Genomic DNA, 14,107 nt, shown 5'->3' on the forward strand with positions numbered 1-14,107 from the left:
AGCTGAAGTTGGTCAGATTGAAGATTACAAAAATGCTCGTCAACTGGCAGAGAGATGCAGGTTTGACTCCCTGGGAGCGTAGTTCAGGAACTTCTGTGCGTGGCAAAACTCGGAGAGTCTTGTACAGGAAATGTCCGACTGCGAAAGGCATTGTATATGCCTGCCGTGGTGGCGATGCGTTGTAATCCTTTGCTCACAGCCGTGAGTGAGCGATTATTGGGTCGTGGCTGGCGTCAAAATGCAGGTGATTGGTGCTCTGATGAGGAAGTTGGTGCATTTGGCTTTTGGGATTTTAAAGTCCCAAAAGCCTTTCGATCCAACTTATTTGCTCGCTACCCCTTGACAGATCAAGACAGTATCTACAAGTCTTCGGGTTGATTTACCTAACAATATCTAACACAAACAAACAACCTAGCCCCGATCATGCTTGGCAATTACCCAAATGGCGTGGATCATACCCGGAAACCAGAAAAAACAGGTTAGAACCAGGTTGATCCAAAAATCAGTGCCAATCCCGACAGTCAAAAATACGCCCAGAGGGGGAATAAAAATGGCGGCGAGTATGCGAATTAAATTGTTCATCTCAGTTACTCCAAACGACTTTTCTCTTTCAATTTAACTTCACTGACTGACAGAACCTTTCCCGAAAAACTTAGGCGGTGCTGCCATAGTGTAAACTTCGGTTTCCTCGGCGATTACCCGCCGCAAGTGACCGGGAACTTGCATCAACCCCAACAGCGTAATCCCGTCTAACATCCGCAACCCGCCAGTTGTTTTCTCGGCGAGTATTTTGTCGGTAACTTCGGGTTCTGGCCGCGTGTTTATTTCCTGGGTTGAAGCTATGGCAAAACCCCAAGGAGCTCCGTAGGTAGAAATAAAGCTGGTGCAGGATTGAACGTTGGGGAATACCGATTTCAGGGTGTTGACAATGCGGGCGTGCATTTTCATTTCTGCCGGAGAAACGGGGCCTGCTTGTACTACAAAATATCCGTCAGGTGACAGTATCTTGCGGACTTTCTCAAAATACTCCTTGGTAAACAACTGGAAAGATGGGCCTTCTTCAATGGGGTCGGACAAGTCAGAAATGACAATATCCCAATCGCTGTCGGTATTGTCTAAATAGTCCAAAGCATCGCCGATTACTACTTCGCAGCGGGGGTCGTCAAAGGCATTTTGGTGCATTTCTGGCAGGTGTTCGCGGCAAGCTTCTACTACTTCGCCGTCAATGTCGATCATCACGACTTTTTCAACTGTTTTCCATCGCAGCACTTCTCTAATTGTAGCTCCTTCTCCGCCGCCGAGAACGAGGACTTTTTTGGGTGAACCGTGACAAATCATGGCTGGGTGTACCAGCGGTTCGTGGTACAGAAACTCGTCGCCGGTACAAGATTGCCATTTGCCGTCGAGAACTAAGCCTTTGCCGTAGGTACCGGTCTGAACTACGTACATTTCTTGATAGGCCGTTTTCTTGTAAGCGAGGACGCTGATGATGCCGTGAACGTAAATATCCCAGGGGGTAATGTACTCGCTCATCCAAAAATCTGCACGAACTTCGCTACCTGACATCAATTACTCTCCAAATATAGAATGCTGTCTCGATGTTGTCACAAATAGTATTTCTTAGCACAAAATGGTGCGGGTGCGTAAGTACGATCGACACATTAAAGTGAGATTTCTCAGCAATGCTATAGTGTGATTGCGTTCTGGGAGAGAGCAATTAGCTTGTTACTTGAGATTGCTTGTGGGCGCTCGCGCAGTCGATCGCACTTTTCCCGTCGCCCCCGGTCGATCGCACTCACATTTAATATTTTCGCTTTGCCTTGCCGACGGCTTTTGTACAAAGGTTGTCTGAATCGGGCAATTTTTCGCGCTGGGCCCGCCTTTATAAGTTTGCGATCGCCCTGCTTATTTATCAATAATCGGAGGAAAACGCCGCAAATGCGAGTGGGGGAAATAAAAGTTGCGATCGGTTTTAACCAGACTTGTTATTAATAACTTGACATTTTGAATGTATATTAGATAAGATTTTTAGACCGACCAAAATAAAGGAAGTGTTTAATTTTTCGGACACAATTGGCTAGGCGATGTGCGCCGAGATTCTAACTAGGTAAAGGGTGCAAGTAAATTTCTTCATAAAACTGTTCTGACACTATTTTTAGGTTCAAAATAATAGCCGATGGAACCAACCGACTGGGAAAACAGAATCAAAAAGCTGGAAAATGAAAATCGAATCCTGCGGGAAAAACTCGAAAATTCGGAAACCGAACGCAGCCACTTACAAGCCATTAATCAAAAAAAAGAATCTTTGCTAAAAAAGCTCACTGAGGAAGTTAGAGATTCCGAAAATATTTTAAGAGCAAAAATGTCTACACTAGAAAAAGCTCTGGAAAACCAGCAAACAACGCAGATCAAATTGATCGAAGCCGAAAAAATGTCAGCTTTGGGCATTTTAGTAGCTGGTATTGCCCACGAAATCAACAATCCCGTTAACTTCATCTACGGCAATATTACCTATGTCAATGACTACGCAGGCGACATTTTAAAATTGCTCGCAATGTACCAGGATCGGTATCCCGAAACAGATGCAGAGATTGAAGCTTTTTTGGAAAAAATTGACATCGACTTTCTGCGCGAAGATTTGTTGAAAACTCTTTCGTCAATGAAAGTTGGCTCCGAGCGCATTCGCGAAATTGTGTTGACTTTACGCAACTTTGCGCGGGTAGATGAAGGTGAAAAGAAACCAGTTAATATTCACGAAGGAATTGACAGCACTTTGTTAATCTTGCAGCATATAACTAAAGAAAAACCAGGTCATTCTGCTATAAAATTTATTAAAAACTATGGATCTTTACCCAAGGTAGAGTGTTATGCTGGGCAATTAAATCAGGTGTTTATGAACATCATTAATAATGCTGTTGATGCCCTGCGGGGCCGAGAGCAAAAGTCTTCCCTGGACGAGATAGAAGCCAACCCTATCCAGATGACAATTACTACTTCTATTATTTCAGGAAATTGGGCAAGAATCAGCATCAAAGATAATGGTAGGGGAATGAATGAAGCTGTAAAAGCGAAAATTTTTGATCCGTTTTTCACCACCAAACCAGTTGGTCACGGGACGGGTTTGGGATTGTCAATTAGCTATCAGATTGTTGTGGACAAACACGGCGGGAGGTTGGAGTGCATCTCCGCAATTGGAGAAGGGACTGAATTCGTGATCGAGATTCCGATCGCCAATTCCCGCAGCTAAGATCGATCGATCGAGCTAAACTGAGAGATAATGAAAACTCCATTTGACCGCGGCTCCTCCTAGTATGATGTGCAACCCTATGTCTACTGTCACTTTTGGTTTGTCAACCCCTATAGCGGCAGAGGCCGGGGCCTCCTACGGTAGCAGCCAACCGCCGCAAAGCCCCACCGTGCGCGCAGAGTGGATCGAGGTGTTGGTGGACTCTCCTTTCAGGAGCGCGGGGGATTCGCCGGGGGAGGAAAATAAGTTATTTACCTATCGTTTACCTGCGGAATTGAATGTGCAGCCGGGGGATATTTTGAGTGTACCCTTTGGCAGTCAACAGGTAGGGGCGATCGCGATTCGGTTCATTTCTCAACTGCCAACCGACTTAGATCCGGCGCGGGTGAAAGATGTCGAAGATATTGTCAGCACTGGATTTTTCCCGCCTACTTACTGGGAATTGATCGAACGTGTATCCACCTATTATTGCACATCATTAATTCAAGTAATTAGAGCATCGCTGCCGCCCGGTTTGTTAAGCCGTTCCGTGCGCCGAATTAGGTTAATTAAAGAAGCCATTTCTCCGAATGCCGAAACATTTCTCAATCCCGCCGCTAGTCAAATCTTGCAATTGCTGCAAGCTCAAAAAAACGGTGATTACACTTGGCAATATCTTCAGCGCCAAGTCAAGGGAAGTTATCGGGGATTGAAAGATTTATTGCAACGCGGTTGGGTAGAAAGTTATTTAGAACCGCCCCATCCTCCCAAACCACAACTCAAACCGGCGGTGACATTAATTCCCAGTGCATTTGTCACAGATTTAACCAAGCGGCAACAAGAAGTATTGGAAGTTTTGCGGCGCGGCGGCGGTGAAATGTGGATGAATGATTTACTGAGGATTTGCAGCGCAAGTTCTTCGGTTGTCAAAAATTTGGAGCAAAAAGGTAGCGTTGTAATTGACCAAAGGGAAGTGCTCAGGGCAGATCGCGGAATTGCTCAATTACCCGATGCGCCGAAAAATTTAACTCATTTTCAAGCTGAAGCTTTAGCGTTTATTAACAGTTTTTCGGGATTCCGTCAAGTGCTGCTGCACGGCGTTACAGGTTCTGGTAAGACTGAAGTGTATTTGCAGGCGATCGCCCCAATCCTCGCCAGCGGTAAATCCGCCCTCGTGCTGGTTCCCGAAATCGGGTTGACACCGCAACTGACAGACAGATTCCGCGCCCGGTTTGGCGAGCAAATTTGCGTGTACCACAGCGGGCTATCCGACGGCGAACGTTACGATACATGGCGGCAGATGCTGACTGGAACGCCGCAAATTGTCATCGGCACGCGATCGGCCATTTTTGCACCTTTACCTCGCCTCGGCTTAATTATCCTCGACGAAGAACACGACAGCAGCTTCAAACAAGACCAACCAGCCCCCTGCTACCACGCCCGCACTGTTGCCAAATGGCGGGCAGAATTAGAAAATTGTCCCTTAATTTTAGGTTCTGCAACGCCAGCCTTAGAGACATTAGTGGGGACGCGCCGAGATTATTACTCGTTACCAAACATCCATTATTTATCATTACCAAATCGCATTTATTCCCGCCCGATGCCGCCCGTGGAAGTAGTCGATATGCGGCAAGAATTGCGGCAAGGCAACCGCTCAATTTTTAGCAATTCCCTGCAAAACGCCCTGGAACAATTGCAAGCAAGACAACAGCAAGGTATTCTATTTATTCACAGAAGAGGACACAGTACCTTTGTCTCTTGTCGGAGTTGCGGCTATGTGATGGAATGCCCGAATTGCGATGTTTCGCTTTCCTATCACCACGTCGGCGAAGGAACCGCAGAAATATTGCGCTGTCACTACTGCAACCACACGGAACGACACCCTCAAAACTGTCCAGATTGCAGTTCTCCTTACTTCAAAAACTTCGGCAGCGGCACTCAGCGAGTGGAACAGGAATTAACGAGATTATTTCCCGAATTGCGGGCAATTCGGTTTGATAGCGACACTACTAGAAATAAGGGCGACCACCGCAGATTGTTAACTCAATTTGCTAATGGGGAAGCTGACATTTTGTTGGGGACGCAAATGCTGACGAAAGGGTTAGATTTAGCTGGAGTCACGTTGGTAGGAGTTGTCTCGGCTGACGGGTTGCTAAATTTATCGGATTATCGGGCCAGCGAACGAGCTTTTCAAACATTAACTCAAGTTGCGGGACGTGCGGGCAGAGGCGACGATCCGGGGCGGGTAATTATTCAAACTTACACTCCCGAACACCGGGTAATTCAAGCTGTGAGGCGGCATGAATATGCGGGTTTTGTGGAGACGGAATTAGCAGAAAGGGCGCTGTTGAATTATCCACCTTCGGGGCGGTTGGTTTTGTTGCGGTTGAGTAGTGTTGATGCGGCGGAAGTTGCGGTGACTGCGGTACAGTTGGCGTCTGTTTGTCAACAGTATATCGATCGACTTTCGGTGACTGGCTGCGAGATGTTGGGGCCTGCACCGGCGGCGATTATGCGGGTGGCGAATCGCTATCGGTGGCAGATTTTGCTGAAGTTGCCTGTGGATGAGTCGGTGGATTTGTCGGATTTGATCGGGTTGCGCGATCGCACTTCGCGTTCTGTTAGTTTAACTATTGATGTCGATCCGTTGAATTTTGGTTGAGGGTTATTGGTTGGGTGGGGGCGGGTTTTTGTAGATTGTTTGTGAGCCTCAAATATTGTTGGTAAAACCAGCCCCCACAGACATAATAAATTATCGGAATTTATTCACGAAAATTATCCCAAATCGAGAGATTTGTAGGGGCTGGTTTCACCAATAATATTTGCCTAAAATCCATAATCTCGTAAACCAGCCCCCACGAACACGGTAAATCCCAATCTACCTATTTCAAGATACAAAGGGCGGGTTTACAATATTTTGATTGAAAAACCAAAAATATTGTAAACCCGCCCCTAATGGCCTAATAAATTATCGGAAATCAAACAATCTCGATCGACCCACACCTACAAACTAAGGTAAATCCGTCTCACCCATCAAATAAAGGTCGCACTCGCGGGCCACGCCGCGCCCTTCATTAATCGCCCAAACAATCAAACTTTGTCCCCGGCGACAGTCACCAGCCGCGAAAACTCCCGGAATGCTGGTGGTATATTTTTCGTGCTCCGCCTTCACATTGCTGCGGGCGTCGCGTTCCAATCCCAAGTCATCCAGCAAGGGCTGTTCCGGGCCCAGGAAGCCCATCGCTAGCAACACAAGCTGCGCCGGCAACACTTTTTCGGTGCCCGCGATTTGCTTCGGAATGAACTGTCCTTTCTCGTTTTTCGCCCACTCCACCTCAACGGTGTGCACGGCTTTGACGTTGCCGTTTTCGTCGCCCTCAAACCTTGTCGCCGTGGTGAGATAGCCACGGGGGTCGTCGCCGAATTTGGCAGCGGCTTCTTCTTGGCCGTAATCCAAGCGGTAGACTTTCGGCCATTCGGGCCAGGGATTGTTGGCCGCGCGTTCTGAAGGAGGTTTGGGCAAGATTTCTAGCTGTACCAAGCTTTTGCAGCCGTGGCGAATGGAGGTGCCCACGCAGTCGGTGCCTGTGTCGCCGCCGCCGATAATCACGATATCTTTGCCTTCGGCGGAGATGAAGTTGCCGTTGGTGCTCTTGTCTAAAACTGCTTTGGTGTTCGCTGTCAAAAAGTCCATCGCGAAGTGGATGCCTTTTAATTCCCGGCCTTCGATTCCCAAGTCGCGGGGTTTTGTCGCGCCGGTACAGAGCACAACTGAGTCGTATTCTTTTAGCAGTTGTTCGGCTGGTAAGTCTTTCCCAACTTCGGTGTTGCAAACGAATGTTACGCCTTCGTCTTCGAGGACTTTGAGGCGGCGCATCACGACTTGTTCTTTGTCTAGCTTCATGTTGGGGATGCCATACATTAGCAGGCCTCCCGGTCGATCGGCTCTTTCGTATACAGTTACCAAATGACCTGCTTTGTTCAGTTGCGCCGCAGCCGACAAACCGGCGGGCCCGGAACCGATGACGGCGATTTTTTTGCCGGTGCGTTTGGCGGGTGGTTCGGCAGTAATCCAGCCTTCATCCCAGCCTTTGTCGATAATTGCGACTTCGATGTTTTTGATTGTCACCGGCGGGTTGTTGATGCCGAGCACGCAAGCGCCTTCGCAGGGGGCGGGACAGACTCTGCCGGTGAATTCGGGGAAGTTGTTGGTTTTGTGGAGTCTGTCAAGGGCTTCTTTCCAGAGTCCGCGATATACTAGGTCGTTCCATTCGGGGATGAGGTTGTTGATCGGGCAGCCGCTGGCCATGCCGCTAATCAGGGAACCCGTGTGGCAAAATGGAATGCCGCAGTCCATGCAGCGCGCGCCTTGGCTGCGGAGTTTGTCTTCCTCCATCGGTAGGTGAAATTCGTCCCAGTTGTGGACTCTCTCGACTGGTGAGAGTTCGGAGGGCAATTCGCGCAAGAATTCGATAAAGCCTGTTGGTTTTCCCATAGTGGTGTTTTGGTTAGAACTTATTCTTGGTAGTTTCTCAAAGGTGAAGCTGGCGGGCTTCTGAATTAACTATTGTGATCTAAATTGTGTGCGATCGCAGCTCAGATTGAGCAATTCCTACCTGAAATTTTCAATATCGCCGGGAGTCGGGGAATTGTCGGCAGCCGTCAAATTATCGATCTACAGCAAAGAAACCGGGTTTTTGAGGGGGATTAAAGATTTTAAAGGTTTTGATGCAGTATTTTCGTCGATCGAGCCCGGTTTCTGCGTATTTTCAGCATTGCTGATTATCGGGCGATCCTCCCACCTCTCGAAACCCTCGCGGGTTAACTCTTCCGACTCTTAGCCTCAACTTTCAAGCGCCGTCCCCATCAGGAGGGCTGGAAATACAATACAAAAAGTTACAGACCTTGCAAAATATTATTTTCAGGATATACTACTGTAAATCTGTCGAGTAAGTGGGGTTTGGCTTGTCAACTCCTAAAATAAGTAAATAAACTCATGAGCATTAAAGTTCAGAACGTATCGAAGCACTTCGGCTCCTTTCACGCCATTGACAACGTGAATTTGGAAATTAAAAGTGGCTCTTTAGTCGCGCTGTTGGGGCCTTCCGGTTCCGGGAAATCGACTCTGCTGAGGATGATTGCGGGACTCGAACCGCCGGATAGCGGTTCTATTCACCTGATCGGCGAGGATGCTACCCAGCAGTCGGTGCAGGAACGGCATATCGGTTTTGTGTTTCAGCACTACGCTTTGTTCAAACACATGACTATTAAGAAAAATATTGCTTTTGCGATGGAAATTCGCAAAGTTGCTAAAAACTCAATTAGCAGGCGGGTTGATGAACTTTTGGATTTAGTGCAGTTGACAGGTTTGGGCGATCGCTATCCTTCGCAACTTTCCGGCGGCCAGCGGCAGCGCGTGGCTTTGGCCAGAGCTCTAGCAGTTCAACCAAAAGTGCTGCTGTTAGACGAACCTTTTGGAGCATTAGATGCTAAAGTCCGCAAAGAATTGCGATCGTGGCTGCACAACCTTCATAAAGAAGTTAACATCACCACAGTTTTTGTCACCCACGATCAAGAAGAAGCTATGGAAGTAGCCGATGAAATTGTGGTGATGAACAAAGGTAGAGTCGAACAAGTTGGCACTCCTGCTGAAATTTACGACAAACCCGCAACAGCTTTTGTGATGAGTTTTATTGGGCCTGTAAATGTGCTGCCAAATACTGCGGGTTTGTTCGCCAGCAACGGTACAACGGCTCACAATCATGGAGCCGCCCATTCTGATTTAGTGTTTTTGCGCCCCCACGACGTGGAAATTCAAACTAATCCGCAGTCTGGTTTTGCATTAGCAAAAGTCAGCCGCATCATTCATTTAGGGCGGGAAATTCAAACCGAATTAGTGTTAGAATCGGATCAGGTAGTAACAGCTTACGTAAGTCGCGAGCGCTTCGATTCTCTACAGTTAACGCGAGATCAGCACGTTTACGTCAAGCCCAAACACGCGATGACTTTTCCAGCTTATTCAATTTAAAATCAGCGGCTGGATCTTGCTCAACATACTATCGGGGAGCTTCTACAAAACACTGCTGCGACATATCATTACCAGGCTGGTGCTTGGTAATGCTGTCTCGTGGCTCCAAATCAGAGGCAGAGCCGACTTGTTTTTGCTCTTACTGCATCAACCTGTAAATCTAAATCTTGTTTGAGAACTTCCTTATACAAAAATAAAATAGCATTTAAAGCCTGATTTTTAGTTGAAGCAACGACATTTTCCTGTACAACTAAATGAGCTAAATATTCTTCCATTTCTTTTCCCCGCATTTCTCTAATATCTCGTTTTTTAGGGAATAAAATATAGCGTTCAATCCAATTAATGTAGCTTTTTTCCGTTTTGTTAAGAGTAATGCTTGAGACGAATGACATCACTTACTTGTTCAAGGAGTTTTTTAGGACGTTGTTCCATAAGATGAGATCCAGAATGTTTCTTGATAGTATGACTATCTGGTATGTTATCCCGAAAGTTTCTGGTTGTTATCGGAAAATATACGGAAAGTTTCTAGCTATCATCCTCTATGGGGTGATTATCCCGAAAGTTTCGGCTTTTTGTTCCATCGGGGTTGACAAGACGGCAAGTTTCGGTATAATAAGTAGTTATGCTTCTTTATATTATCTGTAAGAACAGTAGTTAAAATTTTTCTGTGGGTGCTTGAAAGCAAGACAGTATTACGGGGAAAACTTAATAAGTGCATAGCTTACTAACGGTAGCCAGCCAATGTTTGAAAATTTTGATTTTAGATTGCTTGATTCACCTGAATTCAAAGAGGATTCTGTACGTGAGGAATTAATAACGCCCCTGCTGCATTCATTAGGATATCATGCTCAGGGGGACTTTAAAATTTTACGCAGCAAGAAACTGTCTCGCCCCTTTGTAAATATTGGTTCAAAGCGACATAAGGTAGACATAATTCCTGACTACTTATTGCTAGTCAAAAATAAATTTGCATGGGTTTTAGACGCAAAACGTCCAAATCAAAATATAGTAAGTGGCGCTAATGTTGAGCAAGTGTATAGTTATGCAATTCACCCAGAAACAAGAGTTCAGTTGTATGCTCTGTGTAATGGTCGTGAATTAGCTGTATTTCATATTAGCCAAATTCAACCAGTTATGCAGTTAAAACTGAAAGATATTGTAAAAAAGCGAGATGAGCTTGAAAAGTTGCTCTCTCCTTACACTGTCTTTAACTACCAGCCTCGACCCCAAAATCTATATCCTGACTATGGTTTATATCTATTCAAGCTAGGTTACACCACTCAAGAAGTAGAATATTTCTTCTATGAATTTCCCGTTGCTCATATAGCTAAAGTGAATGATCAAACTTTTTCAATATTGAGTAATTTGGCACTAGATGAAGTCGAATTTGCTATATCTTTTGACTTCGATCTGGAGAGACTAATTTCACTTGTGAAATTAGCACCCGAACATCAGCAAACTCTCATTTTAGACGGGCTATGTAGACAGCCTTACAAAGTGGATATTTTGCCTCCATTCACTGTGAATGTAGGGGCACGACTAGGTTCACTAACTCAAACTAAGTTTGAGGAAATAATGCCTTTAATTGTTACCAATTTTTTCTAGTGTTATGTTTCTGTTTTTGCATCAGCCCAACACTTCACGGCAGCGGATGGACGAAAGTCGCTTGTGGAGTCACCGAGGTTATCTTCCGCCGCTACGTTTTGCCGTTAGACCGTCGCGCGCAGTTTTGCTTGTGGCAAAAGGTCGGTTTTCGTGTCATTATTGATATGGAGTTCTGGAGAAGCAAATGCAACGAGATTCTGTTCCTGCCGCAATCAAACGCGCTGTCTTAGTGGAATCTGGGCATCGTTGTGCCATCCCAACGTGCAGAACAACTACTACAGAAATCGCGCACATCGTTCCTTGGGCAGAGTCTCAGGACAATTCATTTGAGAATTTAATAGCGCTTTGCCCCAATTGCCACACGCGGTTCGATCAGAAGAAGGAAATTGATCGACTATCAATCAAGATGTACAAGCATAACTTGGGCATTTTGAACAATCGCTATGGTGAGTTCGAGAGACGCTTATTTGAGATACTTGCCAAGTCAGGAGAAAGGGTTTTTGTCTTGGGAACAGCCGGCGACCTGCTCATCGCAAATGCAGTGAAAGACGGTTTCTTCGAGGACAAACACGTTGAAGGAATGATGTTTGGAGTGAGCGATAACAATGGGTTTTCTAAGAATTTCCCAATGACGTTTACCTTTTGGGTTACAGATGACGGGGTTGAGTTCATCAAACGATATGCGGAAGGGGCCGATATTGCGTAAGAGAACGAAATAACACTGCGATTACTGATCTTGTAGGGTTCGTTAACGAAGTGTAACGCACCATCAAATATACACAAATGTAACGCACCATCAAATATACACAAATGTAACGCACCATCAAATATACACAAATGTAACGCACCATCAAATATACACAAATGTAACGCACCATCTTTGTGTTAATTTAATGTGCGTTACGCTGTCGCTAACACACCCTACAGTGCGATCGCTGCTGTCCTCAATGAAAATAGGAGCAGATCGCATTGTTCAAATAGTCCAATCTTTGCGGAATTTTTCTCGCTTAGATGAAAGCGAAATGAAACCTGTGAACATCCATGAAGGCATTGACAGCACTCTGCTAATTCTGCAAAGTCGCCTGAAAGCTACAGGCGATCGCCCGCCGATCGAGATTGTTAAAAACTACAGCAATTTACCTTTAGTAGAGTGCTATGCCGGACAATTAAATCAGGTGTTTATGAATATTCTGGCTAATGCGATCGACGCCCTTGAGAGTTACCACCTCGATCGCGGGCCTGCAGCAGCGAAAGCCAATCCGATCGCGATCGCCATCACCACAGAATATTCAAGTCCCGATCGCATAATTGTGCGAATCTCTGACAACGGCCCCGGCATGGCAGAAAATGTCAAAAAACGGCTGTTTGACCCGTTCTTTACGACGAAACCGGTCGGAAAAGGGACAGGATTGGGACTGTCAATCAGCTATAAAATTGTCGTAGAAAAGCACAAGGGTACGCTGCGCTGCGATTCGACACCGGGATTGGACACGGAATTCTCGATCGAGATTCCGCTGCGGCAAGAAGTCAGACAAGCAGTACCATTTGTTTCGCGGAAAATATCGGAGGCAGCTTAGAAAAGGCTGGGGGAAATTTTTTTTCCCATTAACTACTGTAATTAGGTCGGATTACAGTATTATATGTAATAATGCCACAATCAAGACTGCTTTAGGCAGCTTAAACCGTCGGCACTGCCAATAATGTATAACCCAAACACGCCGAGACTAAATATGTTCACTGACTTGCAAATTATTTACGAACGTGACCCTGCGGCGCGCAACTGGCTGGAAGTATTATTTTGCTATCCCGGACTGCAAGCACTTTTTTTGCACCGGATAGCACACTGGCTTTATTCCGCTGGCCTTCCCTTTGTACCGCGCTTGATTTCCCAACTGAGCCGCTTTTTAACAGGTATTGAGATCCACCCAGGAGCGCAAATTGGTAGGGGCGTGTTTATCGACCACGGCATGGGGGTGGTAATTGGCGAAACTGCGATCGTTGGAGATTATGCTGTAATTTATCAAGGAGCGACCCTTGGTGGGACGGGTAAGGAAATAGGAAAACGGCATCCGACCCTGGGAGAAAATGTAGTCGTGGGAGCCGGCGCTAAGGTTTTAGGCAATATTCAAGTTGGCAATAATGTTCGGATTGGTGCGGGTTCGGTAGTGCTGCGGGATGTCCCTAGCGATTGCACAGTTGTGGGAATTCCCGGCCGCATCATTCCTCGCAAAAAGCAGGTAGAAGATGCTCAAAATTCTCAATACCTACCGGATTTGGAAGCTCAAGCGATTCGAGCTTTGTTCGATCGAATTAAGGATTTAGAAGACCAGGTTAATTTTTTAAATTCTCAACTCTCTCCGCTGAGACCAACTGAATCAGAGCAAAAAGAGGCAGAAAAACATGAATTATTCATGTATTCTAATTTATTCATTACAGATTTTTTAGACGGTGCAGGAATCTAGGAAAGCTTGAATTTCTATAGATTTATGCGACCAACACTATCCTGCAGCATTGTACGAACTAACTTGAATTCCTTCAGTAACTGGCTATGACTATTGCTTCTCTTTCCACTAAAACGTTTGATGAAACGAGCAGACATATATTTTCTCGCCGATCGCACTTGCCGAACAGAAGCAATGCTTTGTGGCAAATTGAGACTGGAATAGTGCGAACTGTAACGTGGCTGGAAGATGGCACAATTATCACCTTGGGATTGTGGGGGCCTGGTGATACGATCGGCAAACCAATATCAAAATGCGATCCTTTTCAAATTGAATGCCTCACTAAAGTCGAGGCAGTTCTATTATCTGTCGAGCGCTGGCTAAATAGAGATATTTTGCTCAATCACATTCAGCAAGCTGAAGATTTTATGATAATGCGAGGTTACAAAAGGGTTGACTTTATGCTCTATAAACTATTAACTTGGCTGGCTAAGAGATTTGGTTCTGAGGTAGATCGAGGACATCAGATCGATATGATTTTAACGCATCAGGACATTGCAGAAATCATCGGTACAAGTCGCGTAACTGTCACTCGCACCCTCGGTATTTTTCAACAGCAAGGTTTGATTGAGCGTCTGCCGCTCCACCGGATTATTCTGCAACCTTCAGATGTGTGGCACTACGAAATATAAAAGGATATTAGCTGACAATGGGATATTCGAGCAAATTCAGAGTTTTCTATACCACAGATCATTTGTATCAAATGTGCGTTAATTAAATTTTCTCATCGACTCGTCAATAAGTTCA

General features: G+C 45.7%; 13 protein-coding genes. 9 read left to right on the forward strand and 4 right to left on the reverse strand.

All coding sequences use genetic code 11. The features are described 5' to 3' along the window. Positions 1–185, forward strand: a 185-nt coding sequence (locus QUA44_RS21770) for a hypothetical protein (RefSeq protein ID WP_333276703.1), incomplete at its 5' end; no start/stop codon positions are given. 226 nt (positions 186–411) lie between these two features. Here the strand turns inward: QUA44_RS21770 and QUA44_RS21775 are convergent. After that, positions 412–582: a YqaE/Pmp3 family membrane protein gene (locus QUA44_RS21775; RefSeq protein ID WP_333253979.1), complete on the reverse strand. Its 171-nt coding sequence runs from the start codon at positions 580–582 to the stop codon at positions 412–414. A gap of 39 nt (positions 583–621) precedes the next feature. Then, a complete protein-coding gene (locus QUA44_RS21780; RefSeq protein ID WP_333253982.1) occupies positions 622–1,566 on the reverse strand; it encodes a fused MFS/spermidine synthase in 945 nt (314 codons plus the stop codon). A gap of 610 nt (positions 1,567–2,176) precedes the next feature. On the opposite strand from QUA44_RS21780, the gene QUA44_RS21785 reads away from it, so the two are divergent. Beyond that, a complete protein-coding gene (locus tag QUA44_RS21785) occupies positions 2,177–3,247 on the forward strand; it encodes an ATP-binding protein (protein WP_333253985.1) in 1,071 nt (356 codons plus the stop codon). A 79-nt stretch (positions 3,248–3,326) separates the two neighbouring features. Next, the gene (gene priA / locus QUA44_RS21790; RefSeq protein ID WP_333253987.1) at positions 3,327–5,888 is read left to right on the forward strand and encodes a primosomal protein N'; all 2,562 of its coding nucleotides are present in this window, start codon (positions 3,327–3,329) and stop codon (positions 5,886–5,888) included. A 348-nt stretch (positions 5,889–6,236) separates the two neighbouring features. On the opposite strand, the gene gltD is transcribed toward priA, so the two are convergent. Then, complete coding sequence (gene gltD / locus QUA44_RS21795) at positions 6,237–7,721, reverse strand: glutamate synthase small subunit (RefSeq protein WP_333253989.1); 1,485 nt, start codon at positions 7,719–7,721, stop codon at positions 6,237–6,239. Between the two features lie 501 nt (positions 7,722–8,222). On the opposite strand from gltD, the gene QUA44_RS21800 reads away from it, so the two are divergent. Beyond that, positions 8,223–9,254, forward strand: coding sequence for a sulfate/molybdate ABC transporter ATP-binding protein (locus QUA44_RS21800; protein ID WP_333253991.1), 1,032 nt, complete (start codon positions 8,223–8,225; stop codon positions 9,252–9,254). 110 nt (positions 9,255–9,364) lie between these two features. Here the strand turns inward: QUA44_RS21800 and QUA44_RS21805 are convergent, their stop codons facing one another. After that, complete coding sequence (locus QUA44_RS21805) at positions 9,365–9,646, reverse strand: site-specific integrase (protein WP_333253992.1); 282 nt, start codon at positions 9,644–9,646, stop codon at positions 9,365–9,367. A 349-nt stretch (positions 9,647–9,995) separates the two neighbouring features. On the opposite strand from QUA44_RS21805, the gene QUA44_RS21810 reads away from it, so the two are divergent. The 5 genes from QUA44_RS21810 to QUA44_RS21830 all read left to right on the forward strand — a co-directional run bounded on the left by QUA44_RS21810 (position 9,996) and on the right by QUA44_RS21830 (position 13,992). Then, a complete protein-coding gene (locus tag QUA44_RS21810) occupies positions 9,996–10,859 on the forward strand; it encodes a hypothetical protein (protein ID WP_333253994.1) in 864 nt (287 codons plus the stop codon). A gap of 184 nt (positions 10,860–11,043) precedes the next feature. After that, complete coding sequence (locus QUA44_RS21815) at positions 11,044–11,565, forward strand: HNH endonuclease signature motif containing protein (RefSeq protein ID WP_333253996.1); 522 nt, start codon at positions 11,044–11,046, stop codon at positions 11,563–11,565. 241 nt (positions 11,566–11,806) lie between these two features. Next, the gene (locus tag QUA44_RS21820) at positions 11,807–12,436 is read left to right on the forward strand and encodes an ATP-binding protein (protein WP_333253998.1); all 630 of its coding nucleotides are present in this window, start codon (positions 11,807–11,809) and stop codon (positions 12,434–12,436) included. 123 nt (positions 12,437–12,559) lie between these two features. Then, positions 12,560–13,321: a serine O-acetyltransferase gene (cysE, locus tag QUA44_RS21825; protein WP_333309918.1), complete on the forward strand. Its 762-nt coding sequence runs from the start codon at positions 12,560–12,562 to the stop codon at positions 13,319–13,321. An 86-nt stretch (positions 13,322–13,407) separates the two neighbouring features. After that, on the forward strand, positions 13,408–13,992 hold the full coding sequence (locus QUA44_RS21830; RefSeq protein WP_194066043.1) for a Crp/Fnr family transcriptional regulator: 585 nt from the start codon (positions 13,408–13,410) through the stop codon (positions 13,990–13,992). Positions 13,993–14,107: the final 115 nt, after the last annotated feature.

The sequence above is a fragment of the Microcoleus sp. N9_A2 genome (assembly GCF_036701775.1).
Lineage (GTDB): Bacteria > Cyanobacteriota > Cyanobacteriia > Cyanobacteriales > Microcoleaceae > Microcoleus.

Coding starts and splice junctions, on each gene's coding strand:
- QUA44_RS21775 (WP_333253979.1), bottom strand. CDS start 582: ATGAACAATTTAATTCGCATACTCGCCGCCATTTTTATTCCCCCTCTG.
- QUA44_RS21780 (WP_333253982.1), bottom strand. CDS start 1,566: ATGTCAGGTAGCGAAGTTCGTGCAGATTTTTGGATGAGCGAGTACATT.
- QUA44_RS21785 (WP_333253985.1), top strand. CDS start 2,177: ATGGAACCAACCGACTGGGAAAACAGAATCAAAAAGCTGGAAAATGAA.
- priA (WP_333253987.1), top strand. CDS start 3,327: ATGTCTACTGTCACTTTTGGTTTGTCAACCCCTATAGCGGCAGAGGCC.
- gltD (WP_333253989.1), bottom strand. CDS start 7,721: ATGGGAAAACCAACAGGCTTTATCGAATTCTTGCGCGAATTGCCCTCC.
- QUA44_RS21800 (WP_333253991.1), top strand. CDS start 8,223: ATGAGCATTAAAGTTCAGAACGTATCGAAGCACTTCGGCTCCTTTCAC.
- QUA44_RS21805 (WP_333253992.1), bottom strand. CDS start 9,646: ATGTCATTCGTCTCAAGCATTACTCTTAACAAAACGGAAAAAAGCTAC.
- QUA44_RS21810 (WP_333253994.1), top strand. CDS start 9,996: ATGTTTGAAAATTTTGATTTTAGATTGCTTGATTCACCTGAATTCAAA.
- QUA44_RS21815 (WP_333253996.1), top strand. CDS start 11,044: ATGCAACGAGATTCTGTTCCTGCCGCAATCAAACGCGCTGTCTTAGTG.
- QUA44_RS21820 (WP_333253998.1), top strand. CDS start 11,807: ATGAAAATAGGAGCAGATCGCATTGTTCAAATAGTCCAATCTTTGCGG.
- cysE (WP_333309918.1), top strand. CDS start 12,560: ATGTATAACCCAAACACGCCGAGACTAAATATGTTCACTGACTTGCAA.
- QUA44_RS21830 (WP_194066043.1), top strand. CDS start 13,408: ATGACTATTGCTTCTCTTTCCACTAAAACGTTTGATGAAACGAGCAGA.